The organism is Vibrio sp. V38_P2S17PM301 (assembly GCF_009904845.1).
GTDB lineage: Bacteria > Pseudomonadota > Gammaproteobacteria > Enterobacterales > Vibrionaceae > Vibrio > Vibrio proteolyticus.
Genome location: NZ_WXWO01000013.1, coordinates 21,457 through 40,157, shown reverse-complemented (window position 1 = coordinate 40,157; position 18,701 = coordinate 21,457). Strand labels below are relative to the sequence as shown.

15 protein-coding genes and 2 tRNA genes are annotated in these 18,701 nt (G+C 50.2%); 13 read left to right on the top strand and 4 right to left on the bottom strand.

Annotation, left to right across the window (positions count from 1 at the left end; translation table 11 throughout):
* Positions 1-5: 5 nt before the first annotated feature.
* The gene (locus tag CAG64_RS02825; protein WP_161451736.1) at positions 6-1,295 is read right to left on the bottom strand and encodes a peptidoglycan DD-metalloendopeptidase family protein; all 1,290 of its coding nucleotides are present in this window, start codon (positions 1,293-1,295) and stop codon (positions 6-8) included.
* A 131-nt stretch (positions 1,296-1,426) separates the two neighbouring features.
* Between CAG64_RS02825 and tyrS the strand changes: the two genes are divergently transcribed.
* Positions 1,427-2,614, top strand: a complete 1,188-nt coding sequence (gene tyrS, locus CAG64_RS02820) for a tyrosine--tRNA ligase (protein ID WP_161451734.1) — start codon at positions 1,427-1,429, stop codon at positions 2,612-2,614.
* 361 nt (positions 2,615-2,975) lie between these two features.
* Positions 2,976-3,821 (top strand): magnesium transporter, encoded by an 846-nt coding sequence (locus CAG64_RS02815; protein WP_021705698.1) that lies wholly within the window; start codon positions 2,976-2,978, stop codon positions 3,819-3,821.
* Here CAG64_RS02815 and dacB read toward each other — a convergent pair.
* Together dacB and CAG64_RS02805 are read right to left on the bottom strand one after the other, a co-directional pair.
* On the bottom strand, positions 3,809-5,233 hold the full coding sequence (gene dacB / locus CAG64_RS02810; RefSeq protein WP_161451732.1) for a serine-type D-Ala-D-Ala carboxypeptidase: 1,425 nt from the start codon (positions 5,231-5,233) through the stop codon (positions 3,809-3,811). The genes CAG64_RS02815 and dacB overlap by 13 nt on opposite strands.
* Before the next feature lie 188 nt (positions 5,234-5,421).
* Positions 5,422-6,429: a porin gene (locus CAG64_RS02805; RefSeq protein WP_161451730.1), complete on the bottom strand. Its 1,008-nt coding sequence runs from the start codon at positions 6,427-6,429 to the stop codon at positions 5,422-5,424.
* Positions 6,430-6,978: 549 nt separating this feature from the next.
* On the opposite strand from CAG64_RS02805, the gene greA reads away from it, so the two are divergent.
* Complete coding sequence (gene greA, locus CAG64_RS02800) at positions 6,979-7,452, top strand: transcription elongation factor GreA (RefSeq protein ID WP_021705695.1); 474 nt, start codon at positions 6,979-6,981, stop codon at positions 7,450-7,452.
* Positions 7,453-7,525: 73 nt separating this feature from the next.
* On the opposite strand, the gene yhbY is transcribed toward greA, so the two are convergent.
* Positions 7,526-7,822, bottom strand: a complete 297-nt coding sequence (gene yhbY / locus CAG64_RS02795) for a ribosome assembly RNA-binding protein YhbY (protein ID WP_040902731.1) — start codon at positions 7,820-7,822, stop codon at positions 7,526-7,528.
* 124 nt (positions 7,823-7,946) lie between these two features.
* On the opposite strand from yhbY, the gene rlmE reads away from it, so the two are divergent.
* From rlmE to infB, 10 genes are all read left to right on the top strand, one after another.
* Positions 7,947-8,576, top strand: a complete 630-nt coding sequence (rlmE, locus tag CAG64_RS02790; RefSeq protein ID WP_161488615.1) for a 23S rRNA (uridine(2552)-2'-O)-methyltransferase RlmE — start codon at positions 7,947-7,949, stop codon at positions 8,574-8,576.
* A 99-nt stretch (positions 8,577-8,675) separates the two neighbouring features.
* Positions 8,676-10,613, top strand: a complete 1,938-nt coding sequence (ftsH, locus tag CAG64_RS02785) for an ATP-dependent zinc metalloprotease FtsH (protein WP_040902707.1) — start codon at positions 8,676-8,678, stop codon at positions 10,611-10,613.
* A 51-nt stretch (positions 10,614-10,664) separates the two neighbouring features.
* Positions 10,665-11,495, top strand: a complete 831-nt coding sequence (gene folP, locus CAG64_RS02780; protein WP_161488616.1) for a dihydropteroate synthase — start codon at positions 10,665-10,667, stop codon at positions 11,493-11,495.
* 33 nt (positions 11,496-11,528) lie between these two features.
* Complete coding sequence (gene glmM / locus CAG64_RS02775; protein ID WP_161488617.1) at positions 11,529-12,869, top strand: phosphoglucosamine mutase; 1,341 nt, start codon at positions 11,529-11,531, stop codon at positions 12,867-12,869.
* 257 nt (positions 12,870-13,126) lie between these two features.
* Positions 13,127-13,465: a preprotein translocase subunit SecG gene (gene secG / locus CAG64_RS02770; protein ID WP_021705689.1), complete on the top strand. Its 339-nt coding sequence runs from the start codon at positions 13,127-13,129 to the stop codon at positions 13,463-13,465.
* Positions 13,466-13,480: 15 nt separating this feature from the next.
* Positions 13,481-13,564, top strand: a tRNA-Leu gene (locus tag CAG64_RS02765).
* Between the two features lie 55 nt (positions 13,565-13,619).
* Positions 13,620-13,696: transfer RNA gene (locus CAG64_RS02760), tRNA-Met, on the top strand.
* Positions 13,697-13,908: 212 nt separating this feature from the next.
* A complete protein-coding gene (gene rimP, locus CAG64_RS02755) occupies positions 13,909-14,364 on the top strand; it encodes a ribosome maturation factor RimP (protein WP_021705688.1) in 456 nt (151 codons plus the stop codon).
* 33 nt (positions 14,365-14,397) lie between these two features.
* Positions 14,398-15,885, top strand: a complete 1,488-nt coding sequence (nusA, locus tag CAG64_RS02750; RefSeq protein ID WP_021705687.1) for a transcription termination factor NusA — start codon at positions 14,398-14,400, stop codon at positions 15,883-15,885.
* Positions 15,886-15,911: 26 nt separating this feature from the next.
* Positions 15,912-18,632, top strand: a complete 2,721-nt coding sequence (gene infB, locus CAG64_RS02745; RefSeq protein ID WP_021705686.1) for a translation initiation factor IF-2 — start codon at positions 15,912-15,914, stop codon at positions 18,630-18,632.
* The last annotated feature ends 69 nt before the right edge of the window (positions 18,633-18,701 follow it).

Genomic DNA, 18,701 nt, shown 5'->3' with positions numbered 1-18,701 from the left:
TTTGTTCAGTTATTGGCGTACAGTAACTGGCTGTAGCGTTCAAGCTTTTCCAACCGGTTTTTGGCGTTGGCGATGAAGGTCGTCTTCGCTTGTCCGGTGAGTGATTTAGCCTGAGGCAACTTGACCGTACGGGCATTCTGATGGACACCGTTGACCAAAAATTCGTAGTGCAGGTGAGGACCAGTAACCCGCCCGGTGCCACCCAGCGTGCCAATGGTCTGGCCCTGCTTGACCCGCTGACCTGTTTTGACCAGACGTTTGGTCAGGTGCAGATACTTGGTCATGTAAGTGCTGTTGTGGCGGATGAACACGTAGTTGCCGTTAAACTGGTTGTAGCTGGATTTTTCCACCACACCGCTGCCCGCTGCCCAGATTGGCGTGCCAACCGGAGCGGCGTAATCGGTTCCGCGGTGCGGACGAACCCGGCCCGTGACCGGATGGAGACGACGCGGATTGAAATTCGAAGAAACGCGACGAAAATCCAGTGGCGCACGCAAGAAGGCTTTTTTCATTGCCCGGCCATTCTCATCGTAATAATCGCCGGTTTTGTCATCCAGGATCGCTTTAAAGGTGTCTCCCTGGTTGGTAAAGATCGAGGCAATGATTTTTCCACGCCCAATCACTTCGCCTTCCACGACTTTCTCCTGATAGAGAATACGGAAATTGTCGCCTTTACGGATATCGAGAGCAAAGTCGATATCCCAGCTGTAGATACCGGCCAGTTCCATGATTTGGTTGGGCGTTAACCCGGCGCTGATCCCCGCATTCCAGAAGTTGGAGGTGATGTCGGCTTCGGCGTAATTGTATTGGTAATAGACTTCTTTGGTGTCCAGCCGGCTCAGGTAACCCGAATCGGACTTGGTGATGACAAAGTTTTCGTATGAGCTGATCGGACGTTTGATCTGCAACAGTTCATTGTTCTGATCGAAACCAAACAGCAAGACATCACCCGGGCGTAAGCGGGTCAATTGCTTTTCGATTTCTTCACTGCTGGTGGTGAGCTCGTACAATGTCCGGGAAGATAAACCGACGCGCTGGAACACCAACGCTGCACTTTCTCCAGAGCCAACGGTGTGTTTTTGCCAGCGCAGCGCAGCCGTCGGCGTGATCACGCTGCCTGGGGCGAGCGCTTCAGCGTCTATCGTCAGCGGATAATGACGTCCGACTTCAAGTGTGCCTTCATCACTACGCAGGTCTTGAGGATCGGGTAAAAACAGTGCAATGACCATCAAAGCACTGAAACAGGCAATTAATGCTCGGTGCATCCATGGAAGTCGAGCGAAGATAGACAACATCTTAAAGTTCGTTCTGCAATTAATTAAAGAAAATAGTGGGCTCTTTAGTCTAACTGGTTTCAAAAAGCATCGCTATTCAAGTAATATGTCGAACTAATAAATTTTTGCCAAATCTGTGGGAGTGAACAAGAATGGCGAGTATTGAAGCAGCGCTGGCCGAAATTAAGCGTGGTGTGGAAGAGCTGATTCCAGAAGAAGAGCTGATTGAAAAACTGAAAGAGGGTCGTCCTCTGCGTATCAAATTAGGTGCCGATCCAACCGCACCTGACATCCACCTTGGTCACACTGTGATCCTGAATAAACTGCGTGCATTTCAGGAACTTGGTCATGATGTTACATTCCTGATTGGTGATTTTACCGGTATGGTCGGCGATCCGACTGGCAAAAATACCACACGTCCGCCGCTGACGCGCGAAGATGTACTGCGTAACGCTGAAACCTACAAGCAACAAGTGTTTAAGATTCTGGATCCGGCTAAAACCAAGATTCAGTTTAACTCTGACTGGCTGTCGGAGCTGGGCGCAGAAGGCATGATCCGTCTTGCCGCTAACCAGACGGTTGCTCGTATGCTGGAACGTGACGACTTTAAAAAGCGTTACGCGGGTGGCCAGCCGATTGCAATTCACGAGTTCATGTACCCACTGCTGCAAGGATACGATTCTGTGGCGATGGAAACGGATGTAGAGCTTGGTGGTACTGACCAGAAGTTCAACCTGTTGATGGGGCGTGAGCTGCAAAAATCTCATGGTCAGAAGCCTCAAGTGGTACTGATGATGCCTCTGCTGGTGGGGCTGGACGGTGAGAAGAAAATGTCCAAGTCTGCCAACAACTACATTGGCATCAGTGAAGCGCCGAGTGAGATGTTCGGTAAGATCATGTCGATTTCCGATGATCTGATGTGGAGCTACTACGAATTGCTGTCGTTCCGTCCACTGGATGAAATTGCTCAGTTTAAATCAGATGTGGAAGCAGGTAAAAACCCTCGTGATATCAAGATTCTGCTGGCGAAAGAAATCATTGCTCGTTTCCACAGCGACGCCGACGCCGACGCCGCAGAGCAGGAGTTCATCAACCGCTTCCAGAAAGGCGCTATCCCGGACGAAATGCCAGAGTTTGGCTTTGATGCGGGCCTGCCAGTATCGAACCTGCTGAAAGAAGCGGGGCTGTGTGCATCAACGTCTGAAGCGATGCGTATGGTCAAGCAAGGTGCAGCGAAGATCGACGGTGAGAAAGTGGCGGACGCGAAGTTTGAGCCGGCAAGCGGGACGTACGTATTCCAGGTCGGCAAGCGTAAATTTGCCCGTGTTACTATCAGTTGATGCGTAACTTACCGAAGCAAAAACGCCCGACATGGGCGTTTTTTGTGTCTGTTTCCCTTTGAAAACGATGGCAAACCGAGTTCGATTTGTTATCATAGCGCGGTTGCCACTGGGGCAACGTTTTTGGAGACCACTATGAACAATACCGACCATCCCCCTAGTATGAAGGGAGAAAAATAACCCGCTTCGGTATTGGCGCTCTCCGTCCCTGCCTAAGTGGTAGGGAGCTTGTTTTCCTCTCTCTGTTTTTCTCCATGTCTTACTAGAAGATAAATCGCGGACTTCCGTCGGCCTGTGTGTGCCTGCCGGAAAAACGTTGTTTATCGATGGTCGTTACCAATTGCCAATCGGGAGATTCGCCATGACGGTAATGAGCGACACTTGTACACAAAACACCACACCGTTCTCCAACGCGGAGATCAGTGCGGCTCGTAATGCTTTTTTGCAGTACGACCAACAAAAACAAATTCATTTACTCACTGTGATGCCGATTGAAGAAGCCGTAGGCATTCTCAATCACTGCTCTGTGGCTTACGTGCAACAGCTGATCAATCAACTGGAGCAGGAAGGCTTTGATAAGCAAGCGCGTCATTTCGCCCATCAAATGGGGTTTATCTATTCTGAGGTGGAGCCGACGAATGACTATCTGAGTACCGGGGTGCTTGAGCATGTTAAACATCGGATAGGTTGGATCATTGCACTGGCGCTGCTCGGAATTGTCTCCGGGCTGATCATTTCTCACTATGAGGATACGCTCAGTCAGCTGGTATTACTGGCGATTTATATGCCAGTCATCGCGGCGGCAGGCGGTAATACAGGCAGCCAGGCTGCGACGTTAGTGATTCGGGCGCTGGCAACCGGAGAGCTGAAAAAACGCCAGTGGTTGGCGGTTTGCTGGAAAGAGAGTCGGGTCGCGGTGTGCATTGCCCTGGCGATTGCTTTGGTGATCGTGGCGCGGATTCTGATCTTCAGTGATCCTGCGTCGGCTGGTGGCTTTAACATGCATCTAATTGCCGCTGCCATCGCGGTGGCGCTGTTTATTCAGGTGACGATATCGACCACGCTGGGCGGGCTGCTGCCCATCCTCGCCCGGGCGTTTAAGCTGGATCCGGCGGTATTGGTCAGCCCGGTGCTGGCGTCGGTGGTCGATATCTCAGGAATGTGGATTTACTTCACGGTCGTGAATTACTTCCTTCACTTAGCCTGACTGTAGTTGATCACATCCTGGTAAAACAGGGTTTCGAACTGAGTGATCGGCGGGACGACGGGTTGGTCGTCGTCCCTACGGACCGGATGGTAGTCACTGACAAACTGAACGAAAATCGCATTCGGTTTGCCGTTTTTGTCCAGACCGTACCCCGCCATATTGTAGCTGCCATACAGTGAGCCGCTTTTGGCAATCATCTGTCCTTTGATTGGTGCTTTACGCATGCTGCGACGGTAATGCAGGGTGCCGGATTCACCCGCTTTCGGCATCATATCGATAATGTGCAGTTTGTGATCATTGTTGTAGATATAACGCAGTACCGCCGCCATGTCGTGCGCGGTAAAACGGTTATTGCGTGATAACCCTGAGCCATCTGCCAACTGAGCGTGTTTAAGATCGATGCCGGTGTGTGCGAAGATGATTTGCTTGATCGCCGCGGTGCCGTTTTTGAAACTGCCGGGCTGGATGAAAAACTGGGCACCCAGCGACTTGGTCAGGCTGTCAGCGATCAGGTTATCGGATTTTTTCAGCATCTCATCCAGCAGCTGTGGTAACGGCGCTGAGTAGTGCACCGCCAGTGTTTTCTGCAATGGCGCGTTCGGGCGGCCGACTTTCACTTTGCCATCCAGTTTTATCCCGAGGCGATTGAGCTCGGTGTAGATCATGCGTGTGGCATACAGACGTGTATCCTGAACCGCGAACTTGAGTGGCAGAGGTTGCTTTCTGGACACCAGGCAGCCTCGTAATTGATAGTGGTTGTCCGGGTGCGTCAGTAGTTCAAGGTCGCACTGCGCCGCTTTTTGCCCGGCTCGGGTGACGGTTTTGACACTGGTGGACACATAAACCGGATATTGCTCTGGCACATAGACGCGGGTTTTGCCGTTGTCCTGCGTATATATTGAGGCTTGAATACAGTTTTCGTCCAGAGTGATCGCACTGGCTGGCGCGCTGTAACACACCCCCAGAATGTCCCAGGGCCAGCCGATGGCGCGCTCGTAGCCACTGAACGCTGAATCGTCCAGCCAGATGTCACCTGTGATACGGGTGAGTTTTTGTTGCTTAGCCGCCGACAGCATATTCGCCAAGTCTTTGGTGGTCAGCGTCGGGTCACCTGAAAATTGAAACACTAAATCATTACCGGCTTTGGCCAGTGTGGTCTGGTAATGAAATTGATCGCCCAGTTCCAGCTTGGCCGCCAGTGCTGTCACCAGCTTAAGTGTACTGGCTGGCGGAAAAAACTGGTCGCTGTTGTTGGTTAGTGTCAGACCGTTATTGCCCTGCAAATCTTCCACCAACAGACTACTGCGGCTGCCTTGCGGAAGTTTATCAACTGGGGCGTATTTGTCTGCAATTGCCTGGCCGGCCAGCAGAGTGGAAACAAGCAGAAGCGCGTAGTTAAGCGTACGTGTCATGGAATCGGGCCTTCATCAGGTCGTATCAATGGGATTCAGTAGCTCTAAGTATAAAGAGCCATTGGGCGTGAAACCAGTCGGATAGTTTGTCAGATGTTAGACGGCGGTCAATTCTAACCTCAGGAAACGAAAAAACCCGGCCGAAGCCGGGTTTGAAATTGCTTTACGAGTGAATACTCGTCAACACATTAGAATGTGTATTTCAGGCCTAGACGTACAGAGTCTTCTGCGTCTTGTACTTTACCGTTGTTGTCGGTGTAAGCATCGTCTAGCTGGTTGAATTTGTAAGCAACGTAAGCGTTCAGGTGCTTGTTGAAGTCGTACGCACCAGTCAGCTCGAAGAAGTCAGAGATGTCGTCGTTTTCAACTTGACGGTTCTGGTAAGCACCGATGATGCTGAAGTTGTTTTCGAACTTGTATTTCGCAGCGAACTCGTAGCCGTCGAAATCGTTGTCGTCGTCTAGATCACCAGTAGTGTAAGTGAAACCAGTGTAGAAACCGCCGTTAGTGTAGTTGATACCAGCGATAACTTGGTCTGCGTCACCGTTGTTGTTTTCACCAGCTGCGTAACCCAGACCTAGGCCCAGACCGAATGGCAGGTTGTAGATAGCAGATACGCCGTAGCCGTCTGAATCGTCTTCTTCACCAGCGATAACGCTTGCTTTAACAGTCAGAGCGTCGAATTGACCAGTGTAAGCGATAGTGTTGTTGATTTGCTCGTTACCAGCGTAGATGAATGCTTTCTGATCACCAGTGTAAGTCGCGATGTCTGACATGTCAGAGATCTGAACACCAGCAGTGTTTTGACGACCGAAAGATACTGCGCCGTAAGTGCCCATCAGACCAACGTAAGCGTAACGCTGTTGGAATTTGCTGTCGCCTTCTGCGCTCTTAGTAGTTTGCTCAGCTTCGTAGAAACCAAAACCGCTTAGAGTATCAGTGATTTGAGTAGTACCACCAACGTTCAGACGTACACGGCTCTTGTCAGCCATAGTACCGTCGATGTCTGAACCATCTTCGTTACCGTTGAAGTCGCCACGGAATTCAGCGCGGCCGCCTAGGAAAAGGTTTGCACCGTCTGCAGAGTAGATAGCGTTAGTGTTGTCGCCGCCGTTTACTGCTGGGCTGAAATCTGTTGCTGCGCTTGCGCCGCCTGCCACTGCTGCTAGAGCTAGAGCGATCAGAGTCTTGTTCATCTTATTAAGTCCTAATTTACTGTCCATAAATAGTTTTTTATGAAGGGGAGAGCGAAAAAGTACTCGTCCACCTTACGTTATCAGACAGATGTGAAACCCTAAGCAAAGACCTTTTACTGTCAGCAGGCACACATCGCCATCAGATACGTGGCCTATGTTGTAACGCTAAAGTTCCTTATGTCGTTAGTAAAATGATATAAATCTGACTATTGAACGGTGTTTTATTTAAAGGTAAAAAACATCAAGCTTATGAAATTTAAGGATAAAATACCATTACTGATGGTTGTAAAAATACACAGTTTTTTATTTTTTTTTATTTTTTTAACTGACGTATGGCGTTCTTTATGTGATTGATTAGGTTGTTTTTTATTCCAGAATCGCTGCGGCCCTGAGCGTTAAGTGTGAAGTGGGTCACGGTCTGTGAATTATGATGATCTCCGCTCAGAGTTTGTTTACACTAGAGGAAATCTTTAATCATTCTGACTACCTGATCTATAAGACTGGGTGGTTTTGTTTTGTCCAAAGCCTGCTTTGGCATAGAGGTACGAAATGGAAAAAGTCCCAATGACTCTCCGTGGCGAGAAACTGCTGCGTGAAGAACTCGATCGTCTACTTAAGCTTCGCCCACAAATCTCTGAAGCAATTGCAGAAGCTCGCGAGCTGGGTGACCTGAAAGAGAATGCGGAATACCACGCTGCGCGTGAAGAGCAGGGCATCTGCGAAGCGCAAATCCGCGATATCGAGTACAAATTGTCTGTGGCTCAGGTTATTGACGTCACAAAAATGGAAAACACCGGTAAAGTCATTTTTGGCGCGACGGTGACGCTGATCGATGTGGATACGGAAGAAGAGAAGAAGTACACCATCGTCGGTGATGACGAAGCGGAGATTAAAAGCGGCCGTATTTCCGTCAGTTCACCAATGGCACGTGGTTTGATTGGTAAAATGGAAGGCGACGAAGTCAGCATCACGACACCGGGTGGCACCAAAGACTACGATATCGATAAGGTTGAGTACCTCTGATACTCCTTTGTTCAGATATGAAAAAAGGTCGCGTTTGCGACCTTTTTCTCTTTCTAGCCGAAGCCAGTTGGGATTATTTGCGCGGCAGTTCGATTTTGCGCGCTTCGCTTTGGCGATACAGGACCAGGGTCTTACCGATTACCTGGACTTTTTCTGCGCCAGTTTCGCGAACCACGGCGTCAACAATCAGGTTCTTTGTCTCACGGTCTTCAGAAGCGACTTTGACTTTGATCAGCTCATGGTGGTCCAGAGCGATTTCGATTTCCGCCAGAACAGCTTCAGTAAGTCCGTTTGCGCCCATCAGCACAACCGGTTTAAGGTTGTGTGCCAGGCCCTTTAGATGCTGCTTTTGTTTGGTGCTTAGGTTCATTACGCGGCCAATTTTATTTACTATTAGGGTTGAAAAATACCATTTTAACGCCATCTATCCATGAAGACTATATTTTCTACCATACTTTCTTTATTAGGGTAGAGGCTTGTTAGTTAGGAATTGAATGAGTAAACAGAAGCATTCGGCAAGCTCTGGCCGTTGGTTGAAAGAGCATTTTGATGATAAATACGTCAACGAAGCCAAGAAGAAAGGCTATCGCTCACGTGCTATCTTCAAAATTGAAGAGATTCAGAATAAAGACAAGCTGTTGAAATCGGGCATGACCGTGGTTGACCTCGGTGCGGCTCCGGGTGGATGGTCTCAGTATGCGGCGGGGATCGTTGGTGAAGAAGGTCAGGTGATTGCCTGTGACATTCTGCCAATGGACTCGATTGCAGGAGTCGCGTTTCTGCAGGGCGATTTTCGTGAAGAATCTGTCCTGGATGCGCTGCTTGAACGAATCCAGCCTGACATGGTTGACGTAGTAATGTCTGATATGGCGCCGAATATGGCCGGTAACCAGTCGGTCGACCAGCCAAGAGCGATGTACCTGGTCGAGCTTGCGCTCGATATGTGTCGACAAGTTCTGGCGCCTAATGGTAGCTTTGTGGTGAAAGTCTTCCAGGGGGAAGGATTTGACCAGTACGTAAAAGACGTGCGGGATATGTTCAGGGCCGTCAAAATCCGTAAACCGGATTCTTCCCGGGCAAGATCGCGTGAAGTTTACATCGTAGCAACCGGTTACAAAGGGTAACCATTTCGCTGCCCGTGGCAAAAGTTAACACTATAGCTACAGGTTACAAACTGTAGTACCCTACCTTTAATTACAATTAGTTATCGCGAGGCTGACACCTTGAGTGACATGGCAAAAAATTTAATTCTGTGGCTCGTCATCGCTGTAGTATTGATGTCGGTATTCCAGAGCTTCGGTCCTGGTGACAGTAACGGCAGAACAGTAGATTACACCACATTTGTGCAGGAAGTTGGCCAAGGCCAGATCCAGGAAGCAACCTTTAAAGAGCGAGAGATTTCATTCACTCGTCGTGGTGGTAGCGCGCGTTACGTGACTTACATGCCTGTGTACGACCAGAAACTGCTGGACGATCTGATCAACCAGAACGTGAAAGTACAAGGCACACCTCCAGAAGAACAAAGTTTACTCGGAACCATCTTTATTTCGTGGTTCCCGATGATCCTGCTTATCGGTGTGTGGATTTTCTTCATGCGTCAGATGCAGGGCGGCGGCGGCAAAGGCGCGATGTCGTTTGGTAAGAGCAAGGCTCGCATGATGAGTGAAGAGCAGATCAAAACCACTTTTAACGACGTTGCTGGCTGTGATGAAGCCAAAGAAGATGTTAAAGAGCTGGTCGATTACCTGCGAGATCCGAGCCGTTTCCAGAAACTGGGTGGTAAGATCCCAACGGGTGTTCTGATGGTCGGCCCTCCGGGCACGGGTAAAACTTTGCTGGCAAAAGCCATTGCCGGTGAAGCGAAAGTGCCGTTCTTTACGATTTCGGGTTCTGACTTTGTCGAAATGTTCGTCGGTGTCGGTGCATCACGGGTACGTGATATGTTCGACCAGGCTAAGAAAGCCGCCCCTTGTATTATCTTTATCGATGAGATTGATGCCGTCGGTCGTCAGCGTGGTGCTGGTGTGGGCGGTGGTCACGATGAACGTGAGCAAACGCTCAACCAGATGCTGGTTGAAATGGATGGTTTTGAAGGCAACGAAGGTATCATCGTAATTGCGGCGACAAACCGTCCAGACGTACTGGACCCGGCATTGTTGCGTCCTGGCCGATTTGACCGTCAAGTCGTTGTGGGCTTGCCAGATGTGCGTGGCCGTGAGCAGATCCTGAAAGTGCACATGCGTAAAGTTCCTCTGGCTGGTGACGTTGAACCGTCTCTGATTGCCCGTGGTACACCTGGCTTCTCGGGTGCCGATTTGGCAAACCTGGTGAACGAAGCGGCGCTGTTTGCTGCACGTGGTAACAAGCGTAACGTTTCCATGGTTGAGTTCGAACTGGCAAAAGACAAAATCATGATGGGCGCCGAGCGCCGTTCAATGGTGATGTCGGAAGAGGTTAAAGAGTCTACTGCGTACCATGAAGCGGGCCACGCGATCGTCGGTCGTCTGGTGCCTGAACACGATCCTGTTTATAAAGTGTCGATCATTCCTCGTGGCCGTGCCTTGGGTGTAACCATGTACCTGCCTGAGCAAGACCGCATCAGCATGTCGCGTCAGCATCTGGAGTCGATGATTTCCAGCTTGTATGGCGGCCGTTTGGCGGAAGAGCTGATTTATGGTCCGGCCAAAGTATCGACCGGTGCCTCGAACGATATCGAACGTGCAACGGACATCGCTCGTAAGATGGTCACACAATGGGGCTTCTCGGAAAAACTGGGTCCTCTGTTGTACGCTGAAGACGAAGGCGAGGTATTCTTGGGTCGCAGCGTGACGCAGACTAAGCATATGTCAGATGACACCGCCAAACTGATTGACGACGAAGTGCGCAGTATCATTGATCGCAACTATGATCGGGCGAAGCGTATCCTGGAAGAAAACATGGATATCATGCACTCGATGAAAGACGCGTTGATGAAATATGAAACCATCGATGCAGGTCAGATTGATGATTTGATGGCGCGCAAAGATGAGATTCGTGAGCCAGCTGGCTGGGCGGATCAGGAGCGAGCCAAGGCTGAAAAACAGCCGGAAGAGAAAGCTGAGCCTGCCGCAGAAAAAGCCCAGCAGGACAGCGCACCGTCTGAAGACAAAGATACCGAATAATTTTAGTCTACTGATCAAACCCCGAGGCAACTCGGGGTTTTTGTATTTAAAATGAAAATCTCAGCAAATAATAAAACGCTCGATTTGAGCCGTCCTCAGGTAATGGGGATTCTTAATGTGACCCCGGACTCGTTTTCTGACGGGGGCCAATTTAACTCGATTGACTCCGCATTAGAACGCGTCAGGCGCATGATCGATGCCGGTGTCACCATCATCGATATTGGTGGTGAGTCTACCCGCCCCGGGGCGCCGGAAGTGGCATTGGAAGATGAACTGGAGCGGGTGATTCCGGTGATCCGTGCCATTCGTCAGCAATACGATGTCTGGATCTCAGTCGATACCAGTAAAGCGGAAGTGATGCGCCAGGCCGTTGCGGCTGGGGCCGATTTAATTAACGATATCCGGGCATTACGAGAGCCAGGTGCTCTGGAGGTCGCGGCGCAGGCTCAGGTACCGGTTTGTCTGATGCACATGCAGGGGCAACCACGCACCATGCAAGCTCACCCTCACTACGAAGATGTGCTGAGTGAAGTGGCGGCGTTTCTTGAGGAACGCGTGGCGGCATGTGAAGCGGCAGGGATCAAAAAAGAGCAATTAATTCTGGATCCTGGATTTGGCTTTGGCAAAACCGTTGAACATAATTATCATCTACTGGCGCACCTTGAAGAGTTTCATAAGTTTGGTTTGCCTATTTTGGCGGGAATGTCACGCAAATCGATGATCTTCAAGTTGCTGGACAAGCAACCGGCGGACTGCATGGTGAGCAGTGTGACTTGTGCCAGCATTGCCGCGATGAAAGGGGCACAGATCATTCGTGTCCATGATTTCGAAGAGACGCTGGAAGCGATGCGGGTTGTCGAGGCAACTTTGAGCAATCGCTAAGATTCACAGCACAATAATAATGAAGGAAACCGTATGTCTGATAAAAGACGCTATTTCGGTACGGACGGCGTACGTGGCAAGGTAGGTCAATACCCGATCACGCCGGATTTTGTACTCAAGCTTGGTTGGGCTGCCGGCCGTGTACTGGCTAAACAAGGCACGAAAAAAGTTATCATTGGTAAAGATACCCGTATCTCGGGATACATGCTGGAATCCGCTCTGGAAGCGGGCCTGGCAGCGGCGGGGCTGAAAGCCATTTTTACCGGCCCGATGCCGACGCCGGCTGTGGCGTATCTGACCCAGACATTCCGTGCGGAAGCCGGTATTGTCATCTCTGCATCGCACAACCCGTATTACGACAACGGGATTAAATTTTTCTCCTCTGAGGGCACTAAGTTACCCGATGACGTTGAGCTGGCGATCGAAGAAGAGCTGGACAAAGACATTGAGTGTGTGGAGTCGGCGATGCTGGGTAAAGCGGCGCGCCTGAATGACGCTGCTGGCCGTTACATTGAATTTTGTAAGAGCACCTTTCCGTCTCAATTGAGTCTGGAAAAACTGAAAATCGTCGTCGATTGTGCGCATGGCGCCACGTATCATATTGCTCCGAGTGTGTTTACGGAGCTGGGTGCGGACATCGTCACCATGGGCGTTGAACCCAATGGCACCAACATCAACGATCAGGTAGGGGCTACTGATGTGAAAGCCCTGCAGCAACGTGTTGTGGCTGAAGGGGCGGATCTGGGGCTGGCGTTCGATGGTGATGGCGATCGCATCATCATGGTCGATCATCTGGGCAACAAAGTGGATGGTGACCAGATCGCGTACATCATTGCACGCGATGCGCTGCGCCGTGGCGAGCTCAAAGGTGGGGTTGTTGGTACGCTGATGACTAATCTGGGAATGGAAAACGGCTTGAAGCAGCTCGGCATTCCGTTTGTCCGCGCTGCCGTGGGCGATCGTTATGTGATGGAGCAGTTGCAGGAAAAAGGCTGGAAGATCGGCGCGGAAAATTCCGGACACGTTATTTTACTGGATAAAGTCACCACTGGTGACGCGATTGTGGCTGCGTTGCAGGTGCTGGCTTCGGTCGTTGGCAGCGACATGACCCTGCATGAGCTGTCTCAGGGAATGACACTGTATCCTCAAGTGCTGGAGAATGTCCGTTTTGCTGGCGACTCCAACCCATTGGAAGCGGCAGCGGTCATCGCTGCGGTGGAACAAGTGGAAAACGAATTGAGTGATAAAGGCCGAGTTCTGCTGCGTAAATCCGGTACCGAGCCGCTGATCCGTGTGATGGTGGAAGGGGAAGATGCTGAGCTGGTGAAGGCGTCGGCTCTGAAGATTGCCGCTGCGGTCAAGGCCAGTTGCTGACGGTAAAAGGTTGACGTTAAGCGAGAGCGTCCTTTAAGAAGGAGAGCGACTCGGGAGACAAAAGGGTAACTGATTGCTACTTTTGCCCTTTTTTTGACCGTTTGACCGAAGAGTTAAGCTTTTTTGTCAATTTCCTCTTGTCAGATAACATGGCTTTCGCTAGTATTGCTCCGCCTTCGGTAGTGGAGGCCGCTAGCCTTGTTCCGGAATATTTCCAGAGCGGCGCTGGCTCAACAATTTGGAACATAGGTGGAAATATGTTTACAGTTCTACTTGTGATTTACCTGTTGGCAGCGCTTGGTGTAATTGGCCTGGTGTTGATTCAGCAAGGTAAAGGCGCAGATATGGGAGCCTCATTCGGTGCTGGCGCTTCAAACACAGTGTTTGGTGCAAGCGGCTCTGGTAACTTCCTAACCCGAATGACTGCAATTTTTGCAACCGTATTCTTTGTCATCAGCTTGGTACTGGGTAACATGTCTACCCATAAAGTTGAATCTCAGTTTGCTGACCCAAGTCAAGGTCAGGTTATTGAGAAGAAAGTTGATGATGCAGCGAGTGATGTACCGGCTAAGCCGAGTGACGAAATCCCTCAATAAGCTGCAAAGTTTGATGCCGAGATGGTGAAATTGGTAGACACGCTAGCATGAGGTGCTAGTGCCTTAGGTGTGAGGGTTCGAGTCCCTCTCTCGGCACCATTATTTACAAACTTGTAAATCACCTTGTTGAGCGTATAATGCACAGCAAGTCGGACGCGGGGTGGAGCAGCTTGGTAGCTCGTCGGGCTCATAACCCGAAGGTCGTCGGTTCAAATCCGGCCCCCGCAACCAAATCCTTTCACGGATTCGTGGACAAGTTTGCACAGTGTCGAATGCGCACTGTGAGTTAAATACACTAGTATTTAACGTATCAGGGTCCAGCAACAAAAAACCCCGACTTTCGGGGTTTTTTGTTATCTGAATTTCTGCACGTTCGGAATTCAGGTGTTGCTTGGAATTGAAATTGGGCTCTGAGCCCTTTTTTTGTTTCTGGAGTGGTTTAAATGACTGGCTTAGAAAGACAACTTACTGAAATGCTTGACGCGCCTGTCGCAGCCTCAGGCTACGAGTTGGTTGGATTAGAATTTATTCGCGCAGGCGAACACTCAACGTTACGTATTTACATCGACCATGAAAATGGCATTAACGTAGACGACTGTGCAGAAGTTAGCCATCAGGTTAGCGCAGTGCTGGACGTTGAAGATCCAATTTCAGTGGCTTATAACCTGGAAGTGTCCTCTCCAGGTCTGGAAAGACCACTATTTAAAGCAGCACACTACGAACAGTTTATTGGTCACGAGGTAAACATCGTTTTGAAAATGCCCGTTGGCAACCGCCGCAAATGGAAGGGAGTGATCCACTCTGTTGATGGTGAAATCGTGTCTGTCACCGTAGACGGGGCAGAAGAACAGTTTGCTTTGAGCAACATTTCTAAAGCGAACCTTATCCCTAAATTTTAGGTCCCTAAAAATAAAAGCTTAGAGGCTAGAAAAATGAGTAAAGAGATTTTAGCGGTAGTTGAAGCGGTTTCGAACGAAAAAGCAGTTCCTCGTGAGCGTATTTTCGAAGCACTGGAAATCGCGTTGGCAACATCGACCAAAAAGAAATACGAAATCGAAATTGACGTTCGTGTTGCTATCGACCGTAAAACCGGTGAATTCGACACCTTCCGCCGCTGGATGGTGGTAGAGGAAGTAGAAAGCCCAACCAAAGAAATTTCGCTGGAAGCGGCCCGCTATGACGATGATTCGGTTGAGCTGGGTGATTACATCGAAGACGAAATCGACTCCGTGACGTTTGACCGTATTACCACTCAAACGGCGAAACAGGTGATCGTACAGAAAGTTCGTGAAGCTGAACGCGCTCAAATTGTTGAGCAGTTCATCGACAACGAAGGCGATCTGGTGACTGGCGTGGTGAAAAAAGTGAACCGCGACACCATCATTTTAGATCTGGGCAGCAATGCGGAAGCGGTAATCCTGCGTGATGACCAACTGCCACGTGAAAACTTCCGTCCGGGCGACCGTGTTCGTGGTCTGTTGTACAAAGTCGCACCAGAAGCACGTGGTTTCCAGCTGTTCATCACTCGTTCTAAACCTGAGATGCTGGCTGAGCTGTTCCGTGTGGAAGTGCCTGAAATTGCTGAAGAAATCATTGAGCTGAAAGGCGCTGCACGTGATCCAGGCTCTCGCGCCAAAATCGCAGTCAAAACCAATGACCGACGTATTGACCCGGTCGGTGCGTGTGTGGGTATGCGCGGTGCGCGTGTTCAGGCTGTCTCTGGTGAACTGGGTGGTGAGCGTATCGATATCGTGCTGTGGGACGACAACCCAGCGCAATTTGTGATTAATGCGATGGCGCCGGCTGACGTTGCGTCGATCATCGTTGATGAAGATGCACACGCGATGGACATCGCGGTGGAAGCTGACAATCTGGCACAGGCGATTGGCCGTAACGGTCAGAACGTCCGTCTGGCGTCTCAACTGACAGGTTGGGAACTGAACGTGATGACCGTTGAAGATCTGCAGAAGAAACACGCAGAAGAGTCTCAGGCGTCGATTGAAAACTTCATGAAGTACCTGGATATCGAGCAGGACTTCGCTGAGCTTCTGGTTGAGGAAGGTTTCTCAACACTGGAAGAAGTGGCGTACGTTCCGGTGAATGAACTGCTTGAAGTTGAAGGTCTGGATGAAGATCTGATTGAAGAGCTGCGTACACGTGCAAAAGATGCACTGACGACGATTGCTCTGGCACAGGAAGAGTCTTTTGAAGGCCTGGAGCCAGCGGACGATCTGCTGGGTCTGGAAGGTCTGGAACGCGAAATGGCGTTTAAACTGGCAGCCAAAGGTGTGGTAACACTGGAAGATCTGGCTGATCAGGGAATTGATGATCTTGAAGGTATTGAAGGTCTTACCGAAGAACGTGCAGGTGAATTGATCATGGCTGCTCGTAACATTTGTTGGTTCGGTGAAGATGCATAATTAATTCAGCAAGGGGAGAAAGCGGCATGACACAAAGAACAGTTAAAGCACTGAGTGAAGAAATTGGTACGCCAGTTGACCGCTTATTAGAACAACTTGCTGATGCTGGCATGAACAAAGCGAGTGAAGATGTAGTGTCTGACGATGAGAAGCAGAAACTACTTACTCACCTTAAAAAAGAGCACGGAGACACGTCAGGTGAATCCGGCCCGACTCGCTTAACATTGCAACGTAAAACCCGCAGTACACTGAGTGTGAACGCGGGCGGTGGTAAAAGTAAGAATGTTCAGGTTGAAGTGCGCAAAAAACGTACGTATGTTAAGCGCAGTACAATCGAAGATGAAGCGCAACGCGAAGCAGAAGAAGCTGCGATGCGTGAAGCTGAAGAACTAGCGAAACGTGAAGCCGAAGAGCAGGCGAAACGTGACGCAGAAGCGAAACGTGAAGCAGAAGAAGCGGCTAAGCGTGACGCGGAAGAAAAAGCGAAACGCGAGGCTGAAGAGAAAGCCAAACGTGACGCTGAAGAGAAAGCGAAGCGTGAGTCAGATAAAGGAAGTGAACTCACTGCTGAAGAGAAATCCAAGCAAGAAGCAGCGCGAAAAGAAGCTGAAGAGCTGAAGCGTCGTCGGGAAGAAGAAGCCAAGCGTAAGGCTGAAGAGGAGAGTCAGCGCCAGCTGGAAGAAGCGCGCGAATTGGCTCAGAAGAACGAAGAGCGTTGGTCTGCTGCAGAAAAGAAAAAGGGTGATATGGAAAATACAGATTACCATGTAACGACTTCACAATACGCACGTGAAGCCGAAGATGAAGCAGATCGTAAAGTAGAAGGCAGCGGTCGCCGTAAGAGCAACAAGAAAATGTCTTCGAAGAGCGACTCTCAAGAGCGTGGCGCACGTAACCAGCGTGGCGGTAAAGGCGGTCGCAAAGGCAAGCTGAGCAAGCCAGCGAAACCAGCTTCAATGCAGCACGGTTTCGACAAAACGGCCACCGTTGCGAAGTCAGATGTTATGATTGGTGAAACCATCATTCTGTCTGAACTGGCGAACAAGATGTCGGTGAAAGCGACTGAAGTCATCAAAGTGATGATGAAAATGGGCGCAATGGCCACGATCAACCAGGTAATTGACCAGGAAACAGCACAACTTGTTGCTGAAGAAATGGGTCACAGAGTTATCCTGCGTAAAGAGAACGAACTGGAAGAAGCGGTTCTGTCTGATCGTGACAGCGATGCCGAGTCTGTACCACGTGCACCCGTTGTGACCATCATGGGTCACGTTGACCACGGTAAGACGTCGACTCTGGACTACATCCGTCGTGCGCACGTAGCGTCAGGCGAAGCCGGTGGTATTACTCAGCACATTGGTGCTTACCACGTTGAAACGCCAAACGGCATGATTACCTTCCTGGATACTCCTGGACACGCCGCGTTTACCGCTATGCGTGCTCGTGGTGCTCAGGCAACGGATATCGTTGTTCTGGTCGTGGCAGCAGACGATGGCGTAATGCCTCAGACAAAAGAAGCGATCCAGCACGCGAAAGCGGCCGGTGTGCCTCTGATTGTTGCCGTGAACAAGATCGACAAAGAAGAAGCGAACCCAGACAACGTTAAGAACGAGCTGGCTCAGTACGATGTTATTCCGGAAGAGTGGGGCGGTGAGAACATGTTTGTTCACATCTCTGCAAAACAGGGAACCAACATCGAGCAACTGCTGGAAACCATCCTACTGCAAGCGGAAGTTCTTGAACTGACGGCTGTGAAAGAAGGCATGGCATCAGGCGTGGTGGTGGAATCTCGTCTGGATAAAGGTCGTGGTCCGGTTGCCACCGTTCTGGTTCAGTCTGGTACACTGCACAAGGGCGACATCGTTCTGTGTGGTCAGGAATATGGCCGTGTTCGTGCAATGCGTGATGAAGTGGGTAACGAAGTTACTGAAGCGGGCCCGTCGATTCCTGTTGAGATCCTGGGTCTGTCGGGTGTACCGGCGGCAGGTGATGAAGCGACAGTTGTCCGTGATGAACGTAAAGCGCGTGAAGTCGCGAACTACCGTCAAGGTAAATTCCGTGAAGTGAAACTGGCTCGTCAACAGAAAGCGAAACTGGAGAACATGTTCTCTAATATGGCGGCGGGTGATGTTGCTGAACTGAACATCGTTCTGAAAGCAGACGTACAAGGTTCGGTTGAAGCCATCGCTGACTCGTTGGTGAAACTGTCTACTGATGAAGTGAAAGTCAACATCGTTGGTTCTGGTGTTGGTGGTATCACAGAAACGGACGCAGTACTGGCTGCAGCGTCTAACGCTATCGTTCTTGGCTTTAACGTTCGTGCGGATGCCTCTGCGCGTCGTACCATCGAAACTGAGAACCTGGATCTGCGTTACTACTCAATCATCTACCAGCTGATTGACGAAGTGAAGCAGGCCATGAGCGGCATGCTGGCACCTGAGTTCAAACAAGAGATCATTGGTCTGGCTGAAGTTCGTGACGTATTTAAGTCACCGAAACTGGGTGCCGTTGCGGGCTGTATGGTTACTGAAGGTGTCATCAAGCGTAACAACCCGATCCGCGTACTGCGTGATAACGTGGTTATCTATGAAGGTGAGCTGGAATCACTGCGCCGCTTTAAAGATGACGTTGCCGAAGTGAAGAATGGTTACGAATGTGGTATCGGCGTTAAGAACTACAATGATGTTCGCGTTGGTGACCAAATCGAAGTATTCGAAATTGTTGAAGTGAAGCGTACTATCGATTAATTGACTTATGTTGCCAACACAATGGCAATGATCGGTTGTTGAATACGCCATGGGGGGCTGGGTTAACCA

Coding starts and splice junctions, on each gene's coding strand:
- CAG64_RS02825 (WP_161451736.1), bottom strand. CDS start 1,295: ATGTTGTCTATCTTCGCTCGACTTCCATGGATGCACCGAGCATTAATT.
- tyrS (WP_161451734.1), top strand. CDS start 1,427: ATGGCGAGTATTGAAGCAGCGCTGGCCGAAATTAAGCGTGGTGTGGAA.
- CAG64_RS02815 (WP_021705698.1), top strand. CDS start 2,976: ATGACGGTAATGAGCGACACTTGTACACAAAACACCACACCGTTCTCC.
- dacB (WP_161451732.1), bottom strand. CDS start 5,233: ATGACACGTACGCTTAACTACGCGCTTCTGCTTGTTTCCACTCTGCTG.
- CAG64_RS02805 (WP_161451730.1), bottom strand. CDS start 6,429: ATGAACAAGACTCTGATCGCTCTAGCTCTAGCAGCAGTGGCAGGCGGC.
- greA (WP_021705695.1), top strand. CDS start 6,979: ATGGAAAAAGTCCCAATGACTCTCCGTGGCGAGAAACTGCTGCGTGAA.
- yhbY (WP_040902731.1), bottom strand. CDS start 7,822: ATGAACCTAAGCACCAAACAAAAGCAGCATCTAAAGGGCCTGGCACAC.
- rlmE (WP_161488615.1), top strand. CDS start 7,947: ATGAGTAAACAGAAGCATTCGGCAAGCTCTGGCCGTTGGTTGAAAGAG.
- folP (WP_161488616.1), top strand. CDS start 10,665: ATGAAAATCTCAGCAAATAATAAAACGCTCGATTTGAGCCGTCCTCAG.
- glmM (WP_161488617.1), top strand. CDS start 11,529: ATGTCTGATAAAAGACGCTATTTCGGTACGGACGGCGTACGTGGCAAG.
- secG (WP_021705689.1), top strand. CDS start 13,127: ATGTTTACAGTTCTACTTGTGATTTACCTGTTGGCAGCGCTTGGTGTA.
- rimP (WP_021705688.1), top strand. CDS start 13,909: ATGACTGGCTTAGAAAGACAACTTACTGAAATGCTTGACGCGCCTGTC.
- nusA (WP_021705687.1), top strand. CDS start 14,398: ATGAGTAAAGAGATTTTAGCGGTAGTTGAAGCGGTTTCGAACGAAAAA.
- infB (WP_021705686.1), top strand. CDS start 15,912: ATGACACAAAGAACAGTTAAAGCACTGAGTGAAGAAATTGGTACGCCA.